The following is a 19,853-nucleotide window of genomic DNA, read 5'->3' as shown; positions in this document are numbered from 1 at the left end:
CATGCGATTCGTCGGTCGGCTCGCCATCATCCTGCTCGTGGCCGTCGGGGCCGCCTTGGCCCATTCCATGCAGTGGCCGATCACGCGCGACGTCGCTGACGCGCTGCAGCGTCGCGGTGGTGATGGTGCGACCCAGCCGGCACGGCCGTCGCCAGAAGTCGTCGAGCCCGAGGCTTCGACGAGTGGCGATGCGCTTGAACCAGGCGATTCCGATCCTGCTCCGGCCCCCGATCCCGACCCGGGCGAACAGCCCGAAGAACTGCCCGACTACTACATCTCCGTCGAACGGGCGTACGAGTACTGGGAAGAGGGCATGGCCTTCATCGATGCGCGGACCGACGGGGAGCGCACGGATGGCACCATCGAGGGCTCGTTCCACCTCGAGACGCGCGACTTCATCAGCGGTACGAGCGCCCAGGTGCTGGGCCAGATCGACCTCGCGTTCCCTGTCATCATCTTCTGCGGTGGCGGCGAGTGCGATGCGTCGGAGAACGTCGCCCAGCGGCTCATCGGCCGCGGCTATGCCGAGGTCTACATCATGCACGAGGGCTACGGCGCCTGGCAGGCCGCTGGTCACCCGACCGAGCCGGTGGGGGGTGGCTGAGTGAGCACCGGCCAGCGCATCGACGTCGTGTTCACCCTGTTCGTCCGCCTGTTCCTCGCCGGCGTGTTCGGTTTCGCTGCGTTCATGAAGCTGCGCAACCCGGACGCGGCGCAGGCGTTCGCCGAATCGATCCAGGCGTTTCAGGTCTTGGACAAGTTCGACCACCACCACGTCGTGGTCGTGTCGGCGTTCGCGGTGCCGTGGCTCGAGGCCATCTGCGCCGTGCTCATCCTGCTGGGGCTGTGGACGAGGGCGGCGGCCTTCGCGATGCTCGGCGCCCTGGGCGTATTCATGTACGCCATCTACACCGTCATCGCCCGCGAGTTGAACGTCGAGTGCGGCTGCTTCGGAGACTTCAACTTCCCCTGCCACGACACCGTGGGCATGTGCCAGATGTACCGCAACGGCGTCCTGGCGGTTGGCTGCCTGTTCCTGGTTGTCCGCGGGGGCGGACGGGCGTCGCTCGACGGCCTCATTGGCCCTCGCAAGCCCAAGGACGACGCGGGCGAGCCAAGTCAGTCCGAGCCCCGCCGGCCGGTCTCGGCGTCGGCAAGGGACGAGGGCTCCATCCCGCTGGACCCCGAGCGGCCGACCCCGCTATCATCTCCGCCCTCGGAGCCCAAGCCGGCCGATACGCCGTCCAAGCCCCGCTGGGACTAGTCTGAACCATTCACCCGTCGCGTCCACGCGTGCTTCGCGGGACGCCCAGAGCCCACGACGGAGGCCAGCATGAGCCGTTTCTCCCGCTTCGGCGGCGGACCCAACAAGAAGAGCGTGATCAAGACTTCCGGCACCGGCGTCGTGTACGTCGACTGGAAGGACGCGGACAACCTGCGCCGCATGATGAGCCCCAACGGCAAGATCTACGGTCGCAAGCGCCTGAGCACCACCGCCAAGGAGCAGGCCATGATCGCCCAGGCGATCAAGCGGGCCCGTTTCATGGGCCTCCTGCCCTACACGTCCGCCACGCTCTAGTTCGAGCATGAGCGAAGCAGCGTCGCGAGTTCGCGACTACGCGAGCCTGCTTTCCGCCTCTCGAAGCCTCTCCGGCGATCGTGCGGCGCGGATGGCGGGCTTCGTTGATTTCGCATGGGACGCGCTGGCGAGCGAGGACGTCTCGTGGCTCGGCTTCTACCTCCCGGACCCCGAAGACGACGCCCACATGCTGCTGGGCCCCAGGCGTGACAAGCCAGCCTGCTCGCCCATCGGCATGCATGGCGCGTGCGGCCAGTCGTTCCAGCAGCACGTCACGCTCGTCGTCCGCGACGTGGCGGCCCTGGGTGAGGGCTACGTCGCGTGCGACCCGAGGGATCTGGCCGAGCTGGTGATCCCGCTGCTCGACTCCCGCGGCGCCTGCTGGGGCGTGTTCGATTTGGACAGCTTCAGCCGAGGGGCCTTTACGACACGCGACGCCGACGCGCTGCACGAGTGCCTGGTGGCGGCGGGCCTGACGAGTGGCAAGCCGCCGGCGGCGCGGGTGGTGTGACGCGCCTTCGGGCTCCCTCTCCCCGTCCGCGGGGAGAGGGTTGGGGTGAGGGGTCTTACTTCACCACGCTGGAGTCTTGCGCTTCGAGGCGCGACCGAGCGGTCTCCAGGATTCTCTGCAGAACGCCTGACACATTTCTCGCAATCTCCCCCGTCGAAACGCGGAGCACAAACCACTCTGCCCGAGAAAGCGCGGCATCACGAGCGGCGTCAGCCACCCTTCGCCCATCGTGATACCGGCTATCGACCTCCACGACCAACTTTGCCTCGGTGCAGGCGAAATCAACGATAAACCGACCGATCGCGTGCTGCCGACGAAACTTCAGCCCGCCGAGTTGGCGATTGCGTAGCGCACTCCAGAGGACCCCCTCGGGGGGAGTTTGCTCCGCCCGCAGCTTGCGAGCGCGTTGGCGGGCGTGGCTCATGGCGAAGGGTATCCGGAGACCCCTCACCCCGGCCCTCTCCCCACAGACGGGGAGAGGGAGGAAGAGTCAAGTCGCCCGCTACCGCGGGTGGGGCTTACGACTGTCCGATGGTGAGGTCCGCGCCCTTGAGCCGCTCGGCCGCCATCTTCTCCCAGCCGCTGCCGAGCTCGCCCAGCGGGTCGGGCGGCACGATGTCGACCTTCTTGTCGCCCAGCTTGGCCTCGCCGCTGCGAATCTTCTCCTGGAAGTCGAGGCATTCGGCCAGCAGGCGGTCGAGGATGTCGTCCTCGGGGATATTGGCGACCTTCTCGCCCTGCACGTAGATGATGCCGCGCTTGTTGCCGGCGAAGACCGCGACGTCGGCGCCCTCGGCTTCGCCCGGCCCGTTGACGACGCAGCCCATGACGGCGACCTTCATCGGCACCTGGATGTCGCTCGCCAGCTTCGTGCGGACCTCTTGCACGAGGCTGAACAGGTCGACCTGGATGCGTCCGCAGGTGGGGCAGGCGATGAGCTCGGCCCCGATGCGCTCGCGCAGGCCCAGCGAGTAGAGCAGCTCGAGCCCGTCCTCGACCTCGTAGATCGGGTCGTTCGCGTAGCTGATGCGGATCGTGTCGCCGATGCCATTGGCGAGCAAGGTGCCCAGTGCGACGACCGAGCGGATGCAGCCGGTCTCTTTTGGACCAGCGTGCGTCACGCCCAAGTGCAGGGGGTGGTCGAAGCGCTTGCTGATCTCGGTGTACGCGTCGATGACCATCGTCGCGTCCATGCTCTTGGCGCTGATGGCCACGTCGTGGAAGTCCTGCTCCTCGAAGATGTCGAGGTATTCCTCGAGCTTGGCGATCATGATGGCCAGCATGTAGCCGTGCTTGTGGTCGCTGAAGAAGGCGCCCAGCTCCTTGGCCCGCTTCTGCTTGTCACGCCGCTCGATGATCGAGCCCTCGTTCACGCCCACGCGGATGGGGAGCTTCGCGTCCTTGCACGCGTTGATCACGTCGATGACCTGGGCCCGGTCGTTGATGTTGCCCGGGTTGAGGCGGATCTTGTGCACGCCCGCCTCGACGGCCTCGAGCGCTCGCTTGAAGTGGAAGTGCACGTCGGCCACGATGGGCACGCTGGTCTGGTCGAGGATCTCCTTGAGGGCCTCGGTGTCCTTCTTCTCGGGCACGGCCACGCGCACCACGTCGGCGCCGGCCGATTGGAGCTTGTGGATCTCCGCGACGCACTTGTCGACGTCGTGGGTGTAGCCGGCGGTCATGGTCTGGACGCTCACCGGCGCGGGCTGGGTGGCCTTGCCGGTCGAGTCGGGCAGGCCGCCGCCCACCTGGACGGTGCCGGTCTTCTCGTTGCCGACGTAGATGGGGCGGGTGGGGCGTCGCTCTTGCATCGCCGCATCGTACGTTGCCCGCAAGCGACAGGGTCGGTGGCTTGCCCGGCGGTGGGGGCAGCGGCAACGATGGTCGGTGCTCCTCTACATCGGCATCGACGAGGCGGGCTACGGGCCCATGCTCGGCCCGCTGTGCGTGGGCGTGGCGGCGATGCGGGTCGAGGCGTGGGGTCCGGGCGACGGCGTGCCCGACGTATGGGAACGCCTCGAACCGGCGGTCTGCCGCTCGCCCAGGGACAAGCGCAAGCGGCTGGCCGTCGGCGACAGCAAGAAGCTCTGCAAGCCCATGGCCCAGGGCGCGGGCCGCCTGGCCGAGGCCGAGCGCAGCGTGCTGGGCTTCGTGCAGGCGATGACCCATGGCATGCCCGGGACCGATGCCGAACTCTTCGAGTCCCTGGGCGTGGCGGCGTGCGACCTGGATTGGTACGGCGGCTCTCCGCGTCCGTGTCCGTCTCACGCGGACGGGGCCGAGGCCCGCATCGCCGCGAACGCGCTCGCCGGGGCCATGACGCGGGCGGGCGTGTCGTGCGAGCTGCTCCGCGTGGCCCGCACCGACGAGGTCCGCTTCAACGCCCAGCTGACGGGCGGTCGCTCCAAGGCCAACACGACCCTGGCCGCCATCGCCGAGCATGCGCCGGCGATCCTTGAGTTGATCGAGCGGACCGGCCAGGAGCGCGGTGACGTCCACACGCGCATCGTCCTCGACCGCCAGGGCGGCCGCACGCGGTACCGCGACGCGCTGGCCCACGTCTTTGGCAAGCCCATTCGCACGCTCGCCGAAGCGCCCGAGGCCAGCACGTACGCGTTCGAGGACGTGCCCGACGCGCGCATCCGCGTGCAGCCCAAGGCCGAGGACGCCCACCTGCCGGTTGCGCTCGCGTCGATGCAGGCCAAGCTGGTGCGCGAGCTGACGATGGAGCGCTTCAACGCCTACTGGCGCGAGCGTCGCCCCGAGGTCAAGCCCACGGCGGGCTACACGACCGACGCGCGGCGCTGGCTGGCCGACATGGAGGGGGCGATCTCGGCGGACGAGCGGCGGGCGATGGTGCGGCTGGCGTAAGTCCGCCTCGACTCCGTCGCACGCCGATTCCCGCGAGCGTCCGACAGCCCTGCAGCGACGAGGCCGCGAGAAACGTGCGCGCCGATCGGTGGTTTCGGGTAGCGCAACGACGCCTGCACGAGTGGCGGGGCGGCTCCATCGAAGACAACGCTCATGGCAGCAGTACTCCATAGAGTCAAGGCTTACGGGCACCCGACCTCGAACGCGTCGAAGAACGCGAGAAAATCGAAGATCGTCAGCCGGCCGTCGTAGTCGAACCAGTCCGCCGCCGGGTCGCCGGCCATGAACAGCGACTGGAACTCCAGGAAATCGAACAGGTCGAGCGTTCCGTCCCCGTCGACGTCGACCGGACACGAGATGAGCCACTCGATCTGGTCGGTGGCCATCGCGATGCCGTCGCTAGACCATTCCGACCACTCCCAGCCGTTGACGATCACCTGCCCGCTGCGCACCATGACGCTGGCGATGGTCTCGTCGATCTCATACTTAAGCAGCGGACGAGCATCTGGGCCGGGCACGAGCACGTCGCCGATGTCGTCCAGGACCGGCGGCTCGCCGCTGGTGCGCATAACGCCTTGGGCGACCGCCGGGTGCGCCGGCACGGCCACCTGCCTGATCCGCTGCTGCGGTGGGCGAAGATCTATCGCCCCCTCCAGCCCCAGAAACCGCTGCATCGCCGGCATGTCGTCGAGTTGGGGCATGTTGACGAGCAGGCGGCCGCCCCCGTCCAGGTGCTGCCGCAGCGCGTCGATTACGCGTGCCTCATCGGTCGGACCCAGTGCCCGATAGCGCCAGATGATGATCACGGGCCACGCGCGGTCGTCCGCCTTGTCGAGGAACTGGTCCACGCTCCGCGAGATGTCGCCCGTGAGGCCGAGGTCCAAGAGGGCGCCAAAGATCACGTCGGTCGCGGCAGGCGTTTCCTTCCAATACAGGAAGTCCGCGCCCTGCGCTCTCGCGCCCAGGGCCACCACGCTCAGCGTGACCCACGCCATCAGTGTTGTGCGAATTCTTTGCATCTGAAACCCTCCTCCCGGCCACGGGCCAGCGTTGCTTTACGCAAATCGATACAGGAACCCCAGGTGCGTTGCCTCGTCCGGGCGTGCGGCCGTCGAGAATCGGGGGCCGCCCGCGAGCACCGGCAAGCGCCATTGGTCCCCGGGTGGACGCCAGCCTGTTGGGCCTACGGACCGTCCGCCCGGGCCGTTGCGATCATCGGCGCGTGGCGCGGGCCGCCGGGCTCGTGGTTGCACCACCTCGCGGCGCGCCCCGCCGAGTTCTCGGAACCCGGGCCGCGCCCCGGCCCGCCACCCCAACACCACCCATGCAGCCGCCGACGATTCTTCGAACGGGCTCAAAACCCACGTTCTCTCGGCTTTCCGCACGATGGCGCGGGCCGGGCGGACGTGCACGACGCTAAACCGGACGGTGCGCGCGGCCAAAAGAACGATTCTGGAGGCCTCCCAAAAGACCGTGCGGGCCTCCGGCGCGCCGGGTTGGGCCCGCACCATCGCCCCGGCGCCGCCCGGCACGACCGCGCCAGGCCGCACGACCGGCGCGCTCGCCGCTCGCTCGGCGTGCGCGGCCCGCGCCGCGAGTGCCGCCCGCACGGGCGCGCAGAGCGCCCCACGCGTACGCAAACACGCGGCCGGGCCACGGGGAGTCCCGGCTCTCGGGCGCCGTCCGTTGCTGGTTTCCGAAGCACGCGGCCGCCGCGCGCGACCGTCCCGTTAGCGTCCCGCGGTGCTGGTCGGGCCGATCGCGGCGTTGCGGCGGGACACGACCCGGGCGGGCCCGGCCAGCGAAGAACGTCCCACGAGTCCCGCTCAGAAGGAGGGCTTCCATGTCCGTCAGCAACCTCAAGGACCTCTACGTGCACGAGATCAAGGACCTCTACAGCGCCAACACGCAGTCGCTGGAGATGCACCAGACGCTGGCCGAGGCGTGCACCAGCGAAGAGGCGTGCGCCAAGATGGACCGCGTGCTCGATGGCATCCGCGACGGCATCAAGGCCGTCGAGACCATCTGCGACCGCCACGGCGTCGAGCCGACCGGCGAGCGCTGCAAGGGCATGGCCGGCCTGGTGACCGAGGCCAAGGCCCACGCCACCGAGGCCGACATCGAGGACGCCATCGTCCGCGACGCGTCGATCATCTCGCAGAGCAACCGCATGGAGCACTACGCGCTCTCGGGGTACAAGTCGTGCCTGGCCTACGCCCGGGCGCTCGACCTGGAGGACGACGCCAAGACGCTGCAGGACTGCGTCACCGGCACCCAGTCGAGCGGCGACGCCCTGCGTGAGGTCGTCGTCGAGTCGAGCCGACGCGCGCACGCCTGACCGACGGGCACCATCCGCCTGGACCTACGCTGTGGGCGTGACCGATCGTGCCACGCCAGCGCAGCAGGAGGATGCTCACGACGCGGCCCGAGCGGCCCGCGACGCACGCTTCCTCGACGCTGCCGCGCGGCTCGCCCTGCTCGGGCTGGGCCGCGTGGGCGATGGGGCGCTCGTCGGCTGCGTGATCGCGCGCGGCGACGAGGTTCTCGGCATGGGCGCCCATCGGCGCTTCGGCGGGCGGCACGCCGAGACGCGGGCGCTCGCGAGCGCGGCAGCGAACGGGCATGACGTGCGCGGTGCGACGGCCTACGTCACGCTCGAGCCCTGCGCCCACACGGGCAAGCAGCCGCCCTGCACGACGGCGTTGATCAACGCCGGCATCGGCGAGGTCGTCTATGCGGCGAGCGACCCCAACGAGGTTGCGCGTGGCGGGGCCGACGTTCTCGAGCAGGCGGGCGTGCGGGTCCGCGCCAGCGACGCGAGCGCGCTGGCCACCGCCGTGAGCACGCCGTTCCGCCAGCGCGTGATCGAGGGGCGGCCGTGGGTCGTCGCCAAGTGGGCGCAAACGCTCGACGGGCGCATCGCGACGCGCGTCGGCGAGAGCCAGTGGATCTCGGGCACGGCCTCGCGTCGCCGCGTGCATGCGCTCCGCGGCCGGGTCGATGCAATCCTGACTGGCATGGGCACGGTGGTGGCCGACGATCCGTCGCTGACCGTGCGGCACGGCAAGCCGCGGACCACGCCGATGCGCATCGTGCTCGACCCGGACCTGGAGATCCCCCTCGACCGCACGCTCGTGCGTACGGCCAGGGACGTGCCGACGGTCGTGTGCTGCGAAGAGAAGCTGGCGGCGAGCGGCATCAGCGAGATGAAGCGGGCCGAGCTGGCCAAGGCCGGCGTGCGCATCCTGCCGTGTCCTGCCGGGCACGGATCCAAGGGCGGCCTGGACCTGCGCGAGACGATGAAGAAGCTGTACTCGACCTTCGGCGTGACCACGATCCTGGTCGAGGGCGGGGCGGGCCTGCTGGGGGCGCTCTTCGAGGCGAGCGTCGTCGACACCGCGATCGCTTACGTCGCGCCCATGCTGCTGGCCGACGAAGAAGCCAAGCCCGTCGCCGTCGGACGCGTCTCGCCCGCGCTGTCGTCGGGCGTGCGCCTGCGGCTGGGCCGCGTGCGCCGCGTGGGCGAAGACGTCGAATTGACCTATTGCCGATCGGGCGTCGAGTCTGAGGCCGACGGCGACGCCTCGACGGGCGGCCACGACGCCAGCGTCGGCTGAACGACGAACGGGACGCGCTCGCCCTCGGCCTCGAGGAAGAGCGTCGTTCCCGGGTCGGCGTGGGCCGTACGCACCTGAGCGAGCGCGACGGGCGAGGCGCTGAGCATCGGCGCGATGGTCGAGCTCGTGACCGTGCCGATGGGCTTGTCGCTCTCGGCGTTGGCAAAGATCTTGGCCTTCTCGCCGGGCAGCCTCGGCTCGGCGCCCTCGGCGAGCCGCAGTGCGACCAGGAGCTGCTTGGGCTTGCCCAGCGCGTGCATGCGGGCGACGACCTCCTGGCCCAGGTAGCAGCCCTTGGTGAACGAGACGCGGTCGTGCAGCACGCCGGTCTCGGCCGGCAGGCTCTCTCCCGCGAAGTCGATCTGGAACAGCGGCCAGCCCGCCTCGATCCGCGCGATGTTGTACGCCAGCCAGCCGCAGGGGCGCACGCCCTCGGCTTGTTCTAGTGCGTCGAACACGGCGCGAGCGTGCTCGGTCGGCATCGTGAGCACGAGGCCGAGCTCGCCCGCGCTGTCCTCGCGCTCGACCAGGACCGACGTGCCCGCGACCATCACCGTCATGGCGCGGCCGGGCTCGAGCGCGACGTGCTCGTCGGTTTCGGCGACGGCCATCAGCGCCTGCGCCGCGCGCGGGCCATGGAGCGCCAGGCGGTGCAGTGACTCGGTCGCATCGCGGAGCTGCACGTCCTCGGCGAAGACGTATTCGGCGAGCGCCTCGGCCGTGGTTCCGGCGACGAGGGCGTCGGTGGCCATCAGCAAGCGCTCGCCGTCCTCGATGAGGCGCAGGTCGGCGTCGATGCGGCCCTTGCGGTTGAGCCAGAAGCTGCGGACGCTCCGCATGGGCTCGAGGCCCTTGAGTTCTTGCGTGACGAGGTTGTTGAGGAAGCTCACGCGGTCGGCGCCGGTCGCCTCGATGGTGCCCGACTGCGGAAGATCGACGAGCGCCGCGGCCTTGCGGATAGCGGCGTACTCGAGCTCGACGTGCTCGAAGGCCATGGGCACGAGCAGACCGCGCTGCGGGTCGCCGTAGGGATGCAGCGCGGCCTCGCGCTCTGCGTAGGTCTCGGTCATCGGGCTGCGGGTCGCCATGGATGATGCTACCCCCGCGGGGTCCGGGGCCCGTAGACTGGGGGCCTTCAAGCCGCGAAAACCCAGGGAGAAGGAGCGAAGCCCGTGAAAGACGACCTGAACATCGACCTGCTCAAGCGACTGTGCGAGACCCCCGGCATCCCGGGCCGCGAGGAGCGTGTTCGTGCGCTCATCGAGGACGAGGTCAAGGACCTCTTCGACGAGATGCGCGTCGACGCCATGGGCTCGCTCATCTGCACGCGGCACCCGCGGCCCAAGGGCGGCTCGAAGAAGAAGAGCGGCAAGAAGACATCGAAGAAGTCGACCGCCGGCGGCGACGACGCGACGCGCGTGATGATCCTCAGCCACATGGACGAGATCGGCTTCTACGTCAGCCACATCGACGACAAGGGCTTCATCCGGCTTAACGCCGCCGGCGGCTTCGACACGCGCAACCTCTTCAGCCGCCGCGTGCTCGTGTGCACCAGCGGCGGCGACCTCAAGGCCGTCATGAATCCCGGCGGCCGGCCCGTGCACATCTCCGGACCCGAAGAGCGCAACAAGGTGCCCGAGGTCAAGGAGTTCTTCGTCGACACGGGCATGCCCGCCGACGAGGTGAAGGAAAAGGTCCGCATCGGTGACTACGTCGTCATGGACGAGCCGCTGATCGAGATCGGCACCAAGGTCGTCAGCAAGGCGCTCGATAACCGCTTTGCCTGCTGGCTGGGCATCGAGAGCGTCCGCAAGCTGCACAAGAGCGGCAACGGCCACTCGTGCGAGGTCGTCGTCGCCTTCACAACGCAGGAAGAGGTCGGCCTGCGCGGCGCCAAGACCGCCAGCTACGCCGTCAAGCCCGACATCGGCCTTGGCATCGACGTCTCGCTGGCCTGCGATACTCCCGGCGTACCCGAGCCCGAGGCGGTCAACCACCACGGCAAGGGATTCGGCCTGCACATCCAGGACGCCAGCTTCATCGCCAACTACGAACTGGTCGACCAGATCGAGTCGATCGCCAAGAAGAAGCGCATCGCCTACCAGCGCACCATCCTGGCACGCGGCGGGCAGGATGGCGCTGCCGCCCAGCAGGCCGCCGCCGGGGCCAAGGCCGTCGGCATCGTCTGCGGTACGCGCTACATCCACACGGTCACCGAGATGATCGATCGGCGTGACCTCGCAGCAGCTCGCGACGTGGTCGCCGCAGCGCTCAGCACGTTCTGAGCTGACGCTCCGAGTTCTCCGCCCAAACGAAGCGAGCCCGCGCTCTTGGAGCGCGGGCTCGCTGCATTCTGGTCCGTAGCATGACCCGGGCTAGATCATCGTGGTCATGGCGTCGATGATCCGCAGCGCCTCGCGGGCCGGGAAGGGCTTCCGCAGGAAGGCGTCGAAGCCCTGGCTCTTGAGGCCCTGGGCCTGGCCGTCGGTCAATCGGTTGCTCAGTGCGATGATGCGGGTCATGGCCAGGTGGTCGTTGGAGCGGACCATCTGGACGACCTGCTGGGCCTCGTTCTCGCCCAGGTGCAGGTCGAGCAGCAGGACGTGGGGGCGGAGCTTCTCGCACAGCATGCCGGCCTGGAAGCTCGTCGTCGCCGTCGAGACCTCGTAGTCGGTCTGCTCGGCGATGATGCTGCCCAGGCCCTCGATGACCGCCGCGTCGCTGTCGACCAGCAGCACGCGGGTGCCGGTGGTCTTCAGGCCGTCCAGCGGCATGCGGTGCTTCTTCATGAACTTGACGAGTGCGGGGAGGGGGATGCGCCGGTCCTTGGAACCAGGAATCCGATAACCCTCGAGCTCGCCCGAATCGAACCACTTGCTCACCGTGCGCGGGGCGACCTTGCAGATCTCCGCCACTTCTCCAGTCGTCAGCACGTCCTTCTCGAACGGCATGGCTACACCTCACATCCCTTCCCAGCGCCCCGAGCGCTTTGGCCTGCTGCGGACGCCAATGAGATCGGCGGCGCGGGTCGGTCGCTTGACGCCGGACGCGATGAATACGCCGTAAGTTCTGCAGTTTCTGTGGGTTAGGCGGACATAGCGGGCTCTGCCGGCCGTTCTGGGACGAGCAGCGATCGGCTATCGGCTGTGTCGAGCGGGCCCGGTGACCCGCTGGCCGTGGGGATTGCCGCCGGTTGCGGCTGCATCCATCCGGCTCCGAGCCCGTACGGTCACCCACCAGGGCCACGTCCGTTTTGATCGAACCTGCCATCGGGCTGGCGCTGGTCTATCCTCACGACCCTGCAGGGGGCCCCCAGCGGCCCTGCGGGGATCGGCGTGGAGTCGTGACAGGCCTCACCGAACCGACTGATATAGAGGAGTGCAGCTCGTGCCCATGTTCTCGCGATCGACCCTGCCCACCTTCGCCGGCTGCCTGGCACTGGCTCTTTCGACCCACTTTGCCGCTCCCGCGGTCGCCCAGGAAGGCCCCGATCGCCTCACCGATCGCCAGCTCCTGGACGAGTTCATCCACTTCGTCTTCATCGATCGCGACGACGTGGCGGCCGATTACGCCGCCCAGCTCCTCGGGCGCAGCATCGACCCGCGCGAGTTCGTGGACCTCGTCGAGAACGCCGGCCTCGAGGACCGCTTCGATCGCGCCGTGAGCGAGGCCATCCGCTCGGGGCTTGCCGAGGCGCAGGCCGCCTCGCTGCGTCAGCTCTACAGCGAGGGTCGCCTGCAGCGGGCCCGCGACCCGCAGGAGATCGCCGAGAACATCGCCATGCTGACCGGCCCGTTGCGCGGCCGGCTCATCGCCAAGGACCGCCTCGTGGCTGCTGGCGAGTACGCCGCGCCGCAGTTGCTGCGCGTGATCGACGAGGGCGGCGACCCGGCGTTGGTCCGCGAAGTGCGCGCCGTGCTCGTGCAGCTGGGCCAGCAGGCAGTGATGCCGCTGAGCGTTGCGCTGCGTGAGACCGCGCCGCAGACCCAGCGCACCATCGCCGACCTGCTGGGCCAGATCGGCTACGACACGGCCGCGCCGTTCCTCGCCGAGATCGCCCAGAACTCGAGCAACGGGCAGGTGCGCGAGGCCGCCCAGCGGGCGCTCGATGCCATCGGTACCGATGCTGGTTCGCCGGCCCACGAGCTGTACGTCGACGTGGCCGAGAACTTCTCGGCCGAGGATGCGGGCGTCACGAGCTTCCCGGGCGAGGGCAACCAGCCCGTGTGGCGCTACGAGGCGACGGCGGGCGGCCTGCTCTTCGAGTCGGTGCCCACGCCGGTGTACCACGAACTCATGGCCATGCGCCTGAGCGAGGACTCGCTCCGCTTGGTCCGCCGCCCGAACGTCACCGCCGCGGCCCTGTGGGTGGCCTCGTACCTGCGCCTGGACATCGAGCGTCCGCAGGACGCAAACCTGGACCTGGGCCTGCGAGAGCCGATGTACTACGCCGTCGCGTCCGGCTCGACCATTTCTCAGAACGTGCTGTCGCGGGCGCTGGCCACGAGCAACACCCAGCTGGCGCGCAAGGCCATCGAGGCCATCGGCAAGACCGCCGGCGGCAGCGACCTGTGGGTGGGCTCGACCGGTAACGCCCAGCCGCTGGTCCAGTCGCTGACCTATCCGAATCGCCGCGTGCAGTACGAGGCGGCCTTGGCCTTCGCCCATGCCCAGCCGCGCGCGTCGTTCGAGCGGAGCGACCTCGTCGCCCCGATCCTTGCGTCGTCGATTCGCGGCGCGACCGATCGCTACGCGCTCGTCGTCGCGAGCGACCCGGAAGTGGGACGTGGCCTGCAACGCATGCTCGAGGGCATGGGCTACCGCGTCAGCCCCGCGGGCGAGTCGCTGACCGCGCTGCAGCAGGAGTACGAGACGGCCGCGAGCGTCGACCTGATCGTTGCCAGCCTGCCGCTCGACCAATCCGTTGGCCTGGTGGCGCAGAAGGATGCGACCAATCGTTTGATGGCGGCGCCGCTGCTGCTGCTCTCGGACGGCTCCGACGAGATCGAACTCGGCCGTCGCTATGGCTCGGATCGCTCGATCGCGGTTCGGACGGCTGGCATCCGCAGCGACCAGATGCGTGCCACCATCGAGGACCTCTCGCAGCGTGCGCTCGGCGGGCCGATTTCCGAGGAAGAGGCCACGATCTACGCCGCCGAGGCGATCGATGCGTTGCTCGAACTGGCGATCTCGCAGAACCAGGTGATCGTCGCCTCCGACGCGACGAGCCAGCTCGTTCGCGCCCTGGAGGAAGACGAGGGCCTGCTCGAGCTCCGCCTGGCCGAATTGCTCTCCTGGATCGACCAGGCCGAGGCACAGCAGGCCATCTTTGACCGGGCCATCCAGGCCCAGGGTGCCCAGCAGGTCGCGCTGCTCGGCCACACGTCGAATTCGGCCCGCCGCAACGGCAACCAGTTGCTCGAGCGACAGATTCAGCGGCTGCTGCAGATCGCTCGGTCCGGAAACGACGCCGAAGCCATCGCGGCCGCGGGCTTGCTTGGCTCTCTTGGCGTGCCCAGCGAGGACCTTGCCGGGCTGATCCTCGACGGCCGCGGTTCCTAGGTCGTCACAACACAACGCAATGCAACCCCGCCCGGGCGCGAGCCCGGGCTTTTTGATGCGCCTTTGGCGTGGAGCCAGGGTCGATAACCCGAAACCACGGGTTTCGGCGTGTTGCAGGCCGCACCATCGTCACGACCGGCGCCGATCCGCGCCCGACCGAGCACCGTCGCCGGACCGGGGCACGCACGAATCCGATGCTGCATGTGGCCGCGGTAGGCAAGGTGCCTGCCGGGGACCGTGACAGATGGTCGCCCGCGCGAGCGTGACGACGCGATGCCGAAGGGTTCGGCGAGAGCTCGGGCGGCGGGTACCTAGGAGGGCACGCAAGATGCGCGCACAGGTTCGTAAGGCGTTTACGCTTGTTGAAATTCTGATCGTTGTGGTGATCCTCGGCATCCTGGCCGCGATCGTCATTCCTCAGTTCACCAGCGCCAGCGAGGATGCTCAGGTGAGCAGCGCGGAGAGCCAGCTCCAGACGGTTCGCAACCAGATCGAGCTGTTCCGCGTTCGCAACAACGGCACTCCCCCGGCTCTGGACGACATCTTCGACGGTGACGCGGCCGACCCGCTCACCGAGCCGGCTGGCGGCTGGACCAGCATCGTCAACGCGGATTACCTCCGCGTCGCTCCCCAGAACCCCCGCACCGGCACCGCCACCGTCGTCGATGGTGACGCTGCTCCCGCGGACGCCGTCGCCGCTGGCGATGACGGTTGGGTCTACGACGAGGACACCGGTCGCATCTGGATGAACGGTTTCGACGAGGCCACCGGCGAGTGGATCGAGCCGTAAATCGTTCGGTTTGCATGATTCTTCGCCTGCCCCGGGGCAACACCCGGGTCGGGCCTTTCGGGTAGCAGGCATTGACGGAGGTTTCGAGCAATGGCCTACGGCGTCTCCGCGGTGCGTACCGCATTCACGCTCGTCGAAATCCTCATCGTGGTGGTGATCCTCGCGCTGCTGGCGGCGATCGTGGTGCCGCAGATGGTGGGGGCCCAGGAAGAGTCGCAGGTCAACTCGACGCTGTACGACCTGGGCAAGATCCGACGCCACATCGTCGTGTACCGCTCGCGCGAAGACGCCTTCCCGAGCATCGAAGAGGGCGACGGAACCTGGGGTGAGATCGTGGGAGATACCACGAGCTACCTCATGTCGCCGCCGGTCAACTCGTACGTGGGCGGGGAGAATCGCCGCGTCATTGCGTTCGGCGATGCACCCGATGCGGCCTACCAGACCGACCATGCGTGGATCTATGACGCGGCGACCGGCCGTGTCTGGGCGGGGGGATTCGACGACGAGGACATTCCGCTTCCTCGCCTGCCGTAACCATCGACCCGTGACGAAAGGATCCGCCATGCGCGCCCGCGCTTACACGCTGCTCGAGGTTCTCGTCGTGGTGGCCATCCTCGGGACGGCCGCCGCGATGGTGGTCCCGTCGATGGGTTCGGCCGGCAACCTCCGGGTCCAGGCCGCCGTTCGTGAGGTGGTGTCCGATATCACCTTCGCCCAGAGCGATGCCGTTGCCTACCAGTCTCGCCGCGCGATCGTGTTCTTCGAGGGCGAGGGTCGATACGTGTTGTGCGAGGTCCGCGGTTCGGTCATCGATCCGGACGTCGACGCGCTGTTCGACATCACGCGTGACGGAGCCCGCTACGAGGTCATCTTCGATGAAGATAACACCGCCGGCGCCGCCATCGTCGAGGTCGACTTCGACGGCGACGGCATCCTGATCTTCGACGAGCTCGGTGGACCCGTCGAAACGGCCACGGGCGATCGCCCGAGCTCGGGCGGATTCATCCTGATCCGCGACGCGATCGGCCAGACCTTCCGCATCACCGTCGAGGCCTATACGGGCCGCGTGCTCGTCGAGCGCGAGTAGGCCGCCGCCCGCGGTTCTCCTGGTCGCTGCACACTTTCACTCAACGCAAGCTGCCGGACCTCCGACATACGAGGTCGGAGGGGCATCCTGCCATGGCAACGACCCAGCAAGTGACGCGTCAACAAACCCGCACGGCGATGGCGGCGTTTCTCGGACGCTCGGGTTTTGGGCTCGCCCTTGCGGTGCTCCTCTTCACGGCCCTGATCTGGCTGCGACTGCGGCTGGTCACCGACGTGCCCCGCCAGGCCTACGCGGCGCCCGAGACCAAGCAGACGCAGCCCGGCAGCGCCAAGAGCGACACCGCTCGCGACGCACGCTGAGCCAATCGCCATACTCCGTACGACCGGCAGGCCTTGCCCATGTAGCACAGGTTGGCCGGTTGTTTCGATTTGGGGTGCTGCATCAAGAAGAGCGTTTGGCAGAGTGTCGAGGAATAGGGGGCACGTTGCCATGCACGAGCCGCAGGGGCCGTGAGCATCAGGCACTGCGTCGACACACCACGGATCGAGGGAACAGCACAATGACGGTTCACAGCAGCAACAAGCAGACCGCGTCCGGGACGAACGTGACGCTGACCACCGCCTCGGCCGCGGCGCTTGGCGCGTTGGCCGGCAGCCCCGCCTCGCTTGCCCAATCGGGCGACGCATTCTCGCTCGAGAAGGTACCCGAGCTCATCTCTCCGGACAAGGCCGAAAAGGGCGACGGCGCCCGGGTGCCGATCCAGGGCGAGGTCAAGGTCGACGAGCACCTCATCGTCGACCTGCACGTCGTCGACGAGGACCTGGCCGACGTGCTGCAGCTTCTTTCGATCCAGAGCCAGCGGAACATCGTGGCGAGCCGCAACGTGGCCGCCAACGTCACCGCCACCCTCTACGGCGTGACGTTCTACGAGGCACTCGATGCCATCCTCCACGTCAACGGTTTTGGCTACGTCGAAGAAGGCAACTTCATCTACGTCTATACGGCCGAAGAGATCAAGACGCTCATCGAGAGCAGCCGCGAGCGTACGACGGCGGTCATCCCGCTGGACTACATCAACTCGAGCGACGCCGCCGAGTTCGCACAGGCGCTCCTGAGCGAGAACGGCCAGATCAAGGCGCCCGGGAAGACCTCGCCGTTCCAGATTCCCGATAACGCGCCGGTGGGCGCCGACGACCTGGCGACCGAAGCGTTCATCGTCGTGGTCGACTTCGAGGAGAACGTCGACGCGATCCGCGACCTGCTGGTCCAGATCGACACCAAGCCAAGCCAGGTTCTCGTCGAAGCCACCATCCTGCAGGCTGCCCTGACCGAGAACAACGCCTTCGGCGTCGACTTCTCGATCATCGGCAACATGAACTTCGGCGACTTCCTGGGCGGCCCGCTCAACGCCGTGAACAACCTGATCAACGGCCAGGGCCAGGACATCACCGGTTCGCCCACGGCGCTGCCGAGCAGCAACAACGGCAGCGCCAACGGCGCCGTGTCGAGCGTCGGTCGAACCGACGGCCCGGCCACGCTGAAAGTCGGCTACGTCGACGGCGACTTCGCCGCCTTCCTTCGCGTGCTGGACGAGGTGACCGACACCACGATCATCGCGCGTCCGAAGGTGCTGACGCTCAACCGCCAGCCGGCCCGCGTGCTCGTGGGCGAGCGCGTCGGCTACCTGAGCAGCACTACGACGCAGACTGGTACGACCCAGACCGTCGAGTTCCTCGACACCGGTACCCAGCTCTACTTCCGTCCGTTCGTCTCGCGCGACGGACTGATCCGCCTGGAGCTCAAGCCGCAGGTGTCCGAGGCCGTCATCCGCGATGCCACCGACTCGGGCGGCGCCGCCGTGACCATCCCCGACGAGACGACCAACGAGCTGACGGCCAACGTCATGGTCCGCGACGGGCAGACCATCGTGCTGGGCGGCCTGTTCCGCGAGCGCACCCAGTACACGCGCCGCCAGGTTCCCTGGATCGCCGACCTGCCGTTCATCGGTGCGCCGTTCCGCGGCCGCGAGGACAGCACCGATCGCGCGGAGATCATCTTCATGATCACGCCGACGATCGTGAACGACCAGATCGTGTCCGAGCACGCCGAGCGTGCCAAGAGCCTGATCGACAGCGCCGTGGCTGGCACCCGCGAGGGCTTGCTGCCCTTCAGCCGAGACAAGCAGGCCTCGCGTCTGCTGGTCGAGGCCCAGCAGCACGCCTCGCAGGGCAACACCAAGAAGGCACTGTACTGCGTCCGCCGCTCGCTCTCGCTCAACCCCAACCAGCCGCAGGCCCGCCTGCTGCTCGAGCGACTCACCACCAAGGTGCACGACTGGCCGACCATGAGCGTGCTGCAGAGCACGTTCCACACCGAGATGGACCTCTATCTCGACGAGCACGGTGACATGTACGTGCCTACCGAGGTCGACATCATCGACGAGGGCGTGTCGCTCGAGAGCGAGATCGACACGCTGACCGGGGCCGCCGATGCGAACGCCACCGAGGCCGCCGCCAGCGACGAGCCCGAGACCGTCATCGCCGACGCCCAGACCGACGCCGAGCCCGAATCGGACGTTGAGTCCGGTGAGGACACGGACACGATGGTCGCAACCGCCAGCGAAGACTCCGGCGAGGTTACCGAGGAGATCGAGTCGATCGATCCGGCCGCCGCCGAAGCCGAGGCACTCGCCGCGGCCGACGCGAGCTTCGAGGAAGACGAGCTGGCCAGCGCCCGCGAAGTCGCGTCCGACGAAGACACCAGCATTGAGTCGATCGAAGAGGCCGAGAGCAGCGAGAGCGCGTTCGAGGGCTCCGATTGGATCAACAGCCTCGCCCAGGCCGAGATCGGCGCCGCCGCCGACGAGGTCGATGCCGAGGCCGTCGAAGATGCCGAGTCGATCAGCGACGACGTCGAGACGACGATCGCCGACGAGACCCCCGTCATCAGCTACGACGCCGAGGCTCGCACCTTCGACGTCGACGTGCAGGACGCGCCGCTGCCGGCCTTCCTGCGGGATCTCTCCAGCCAGGCTCGCCGCAGCATCATCGTCTCGCCGGAAGTTGCCGGCACGATCAGCGCTTCGCTCTACGGCCTGTCGCTCGAGGAGACCCTCGACGCGGTGCTCGGCCAGCAGAACCTCGGCTACGTCGAGGAGGGCAAGGTGATCCGCGTGCTCCCGCTGGACGTCATCGCCCAACAGGAGGCCGAGCGTGTTGCTGCCGAGGCAGCTGCGCTCGCCGCCGCCCAGCAGGCCGCCGCCGACGAGGCCGCGGCGATCGTTGAGGCCGAGCGTATCGCTCAGGAAGAGGCCTTTGAGGCTGCTCGCCTGGCCGAAGCCGAAGCGCTCGCCGAGGCCCAAGGCGCGAACGAGACCGAGACCGAGTCCGATGACGGCTTCGTTGGTGGTTCGACCAGTGACGTCGTGACCGAGACCGGCGGCAGCACGACCGCCAACGCGCCGCTGACCATCTCGTCGGCCGATGCTCCGACCGAGGTCGAGATGCCCGAGCCCGTCGAGTTCACGCCGAGCTTCGACGAGTCGAGCCCCATCGAGGCCCAGATCGAGGACCAGTTCGAGGAAGCGCTCCTCGCCTCGCTGAGCTTCAACAGCTTCGAGTGGTCGCCCAGCGTCTCGCGGGACGGATACACCGAGCCCACGAGCTGGACCGAGTCCGCGAGCGGGACCACGACCCTCGAGCTCGAGCCGGTCGAGGCCGACTTCGAGCTCGACGGCGAGGGCGAGACCGAGACCGAGACAACGCCCGAGGCCGAGCCCGGCTCGGAGGACGGCGAAGCTTCCGAGAACCAGTTGCAGGACTGATAACCCCATCACCCGGACGTGCGCATGCACGTCCGGTTCAGCGTGGCCTCGA

Annotated in this window: 18 protein-coding genes; 14 read left to right on the top strand and 4 right to left on the bottom strand. The window is 68.4% G+C overall.

The features are described from left to right. The first annotated feature begins 1 nt into the window (after position 1). From RIA68_09315 to RIA68_09300, 4 genes are all read left to right on the top strand, one after another. Positions 2 to 604 (top strand): rhodanese-like domain-containing protein, encoded by a 603-nt coding sequence (locus RIA68_09315; protein MEQ8317641.1) that lies wholly within the window; start codon positions 2 to 4, stop codon positions 602 to 604. Beyond that, positions 605 to 1,264 (top strand): DoxX family membrane protein, encoded by a 660-nt coding sequence (locus tag RIA68_09310; protein ID MEQ8317640.1) that lies wholly within the window; start codon positions 605 to 607, stop codon positions 1,262 to 1,264. A gap of 69 nt (positions 1,265 to 1,333) precedes the next feature. After that, positions 1,334 to 1,579 carry a 30S ribosomal protein S18 gene (gene rpsR, locus RIA68_09305; protein MEQ8317639.1) on the top strand — a complete coding sequence of 82 codons (246 nt, stop codon included), beginning with the start codon at positions 1,334 to 1,336 and terminating at the stop codon, positions 1,577 to 1,579. Between the two features lie 7 nt (positions 1,580 to 1,586). After that, complete coding sequence (locus tag RIA68_09300) at positions 1,587 to 2,090, top strand: hypothetical protein (GenBank protein ID MEQ8317638.1); 504 nt, start codon at positions 1,587 to 1,589, stop codon at positions 2,088 to 2,090. A 518-nt stretch (positions 2,091 to 2,608) separates the two neighbouring features. Here RIA68_09300 and ispG read toward each other — a convergent pair. Further along, positions 2,609 to 3,901, bottom strand: a complete 1,293-nt coding sequence (ispG, locus tag RIA68_09295) for a flavodoxin-dependent (E)-4-hydroxy-3-methylbut-2-enyl-diphosphate synthase (GenBank protein MEQ8317637.1) — start codon at positions 3,899 to 3,901, stop codon at positions 2,609 to 2,611. A 76-nt stretch (positions 3,902 to 3,977) separates the two neighbouring features. On the opposite strand from ispG, the gene RIA68_09290 reads away from it, so the two are divergent. Then, on the top strand, positions 3,978 to 4,961 hold the full coding sequence (locus RIA68_09290; GenBank protein MEQ8317636.1) for a hypothetical protein: 984 nt from the start codon (positions 3,978 to 3,980) through the stop codon (positions 4,959 to 4,961). 182 nt (positions 4,962 to 5,143) lie between these two features. On the opposite strand, the gene RIA68_09285 is transcribed toward RIA68_09290, so the two are convergent. After that, entirely contained in the window at positions 5,144 to 5,980 is an 837-nt protein-coding gene (locus RIA68_09285) for a GC-type dockerin domain-anchored protein (protein ID MEQ8317635.1), read from the bottom strand. A gap of 824 nt (positions 5,981 to 6,804) precedes the next feature. Between RIA68_09285 and RIA68_09280 the strand changes: the two genes are divergently transcribed. Both RIA68_09280 and ribD read left to right on the top strand, forming a co-directional pair. Continuing rightward, positions 6,805 to 7,299 carry a ferritin-like domain-containing protein gene (locus RIA68_09280; protein MEQ8317634.1) on the top strand — a complete coding sequence of 165 codons (495 nt, stop codon included), beginning with the start codon at positions 6,805 to 6,807 and terminating at the stop codon, positions 7,297 to 7,299. Between the two features lie 37 nt (positions 7,300 to 7,336). Then, entirely contained in the window at positions 7,337 to 8,578 is a 1,242-nt protein-coding gene (ribD, locus tag RIA68_09275) for a bifunctional diaminohydroxyphosphoribosylaminopyrimidine deaminase/5-amino-6-(5-phosphoribosylamino)uracil reductase RibD (protein ID MEQ8317633.1), read from the top strand. Here the strand turns inward: ribD and RIA68_09270 are convergent. Next, entirely contained in the window at positions 8,503 to 9,666 is a 1,164-nt protein-coding gene (locus RIA68_09270; GenBank protein ID MEQ8317632.1) for a glycine cleavage T C-terminal barrel domain-containing protein, read from the bottom strand. The two genes, ribD and RIA68_09270, sit on opposite strands and share 76 nt — an antisense overlap. 84 nt (positions 9,667 to 9,750) lie before the next feature. Here RIA68_09270 and RIA68_09265 point away from each other — a divergent pair, with 84 nt between their 5' ends. Further along, positions 9,751 to 10,863, top strand: a complete 1,113-nt coding sequence (locus tag RIA68_09265) for a M20/M25/M40 family metallo-hydrolase (GenBank protein MEQ8317631.1) — start codon at positions 9,751 to 9,753, stop codon at positions 10,861 to 10,863. Between the two features lie 90 nt (positions 10,864 to 10,953). Here RIA68_09265 and RIA68_09260 read toward each other — a convergent pair whose 3' ends face one another. Continuing rightward, positions 10,954 to 11,529, bottom strand: a complete 576-nt coding sequence (locus RIA68_09260; protein ID MEQ8317630.1) for a response regulator — start codon at positions 11,527 to 11,529, stop codon at positions 10,954 to 10,956. Between the two features lie 442 nt (positions 11,530 to 11,971). Here RIA68_09260 and RIA68_09255 point away from each other — a divergent pair, with 442 nt between their 5' ends. The 6 genes from RIA68_09255 to RIA68_09230 all read left to right on the top strand — a co-directional run bounded on the left by RIA68_09255 (position 11,972) and on the right by RIA68_09230 (position 19,801). Further along, entirely contained in the window at positions 11,972 to 14,140 is a 2,169-nt protein-coding gene (locus RIA68_09255; GenBank protein MEQ8317629.1) for a HEAT repeat domain-containing protein, read from the top strand. 328 nt (positions 14,141 to 14,468) lie between these two features. Beyond that, positions 14,469 to 14,930, top strand: coding sequence for a prepilin-type N-terminal cleavage/methylation domain-containing protein (locus RIA68_09250; protein MEQ8317628.1), 462 nt, complete (start codon positions 14,469 to 14,471; stop codon positions 14,928 to 14,930). Between the two features lie 90 nt (positions 14,931 to 15,020). Then, positions 15,021 to 15,464: a prepilin-type N-terminal cleavage/methylation domain-containing protein gene (locus tag RIA68_09245; GenBank protein ID MEQ8317627.1), complete on the top strand. Its 444-nt coding sequence runs from the start codon at positions 15,021 to 15,023 to the stop codon at positions 15,462 to 15,464. Positions 15,465 to 15,474: 10 nt separating this feature from the next. Continuing rightward, positions 15,475 to 16,017 (top strand): prepilin-type N-terminal cleavage/methylation domain-containing protein, encoded by a 543-nt coding sequence (locus tag RIA68_09240; protein ID MEQ8317626.1) that lies wholly within the window; start codon positions 15,475 to 15,477, stop codon positions 16,015 to 16,017. A 92-nt stretch (positions 16,018 to 16,109) separates the two neighbouring features. Beyond that, positions 16,110 to 16,337, top strand: a complete 228-nt coding sequence (locus RIA68_09235; GenBank protein MEQ8317625.1) for a hypothetical protein — start codon at positions 16,110 to 16,112, stop codon at positions 16,335 to 16,337. Between the two features lie 200 nt (positions 16,338 to 16,537). After that, on the top strand, positions 16,538 to 19,801 hold the full coding sequence (locus RIA68_09230; GenBank protein ID MEQ8317624.1) for a hypothetical protein: 3,264 nt from the start codon (positions 16,538 to 16,540) through the stop codon (positions 19,799 to 19,801). The last annotated feature ends 52 nt before the right edge of the window (positions 19,802 to 19,853 follow it).

Source organism: Phycisphaerales bacterium (genome assembly GCA_040217175.1).
Classification (GTDB): domain Bacteria; phylum Planctomycetota; class Phycisphaerae; order Phycisphaerales; family UBA1924; genus JAHCJI01.
The sequence above is the reverse complement of the archived record's forward strand: the minus strand, read 5'-3'. Positions and strand labels throughout refer to the sequence as shown.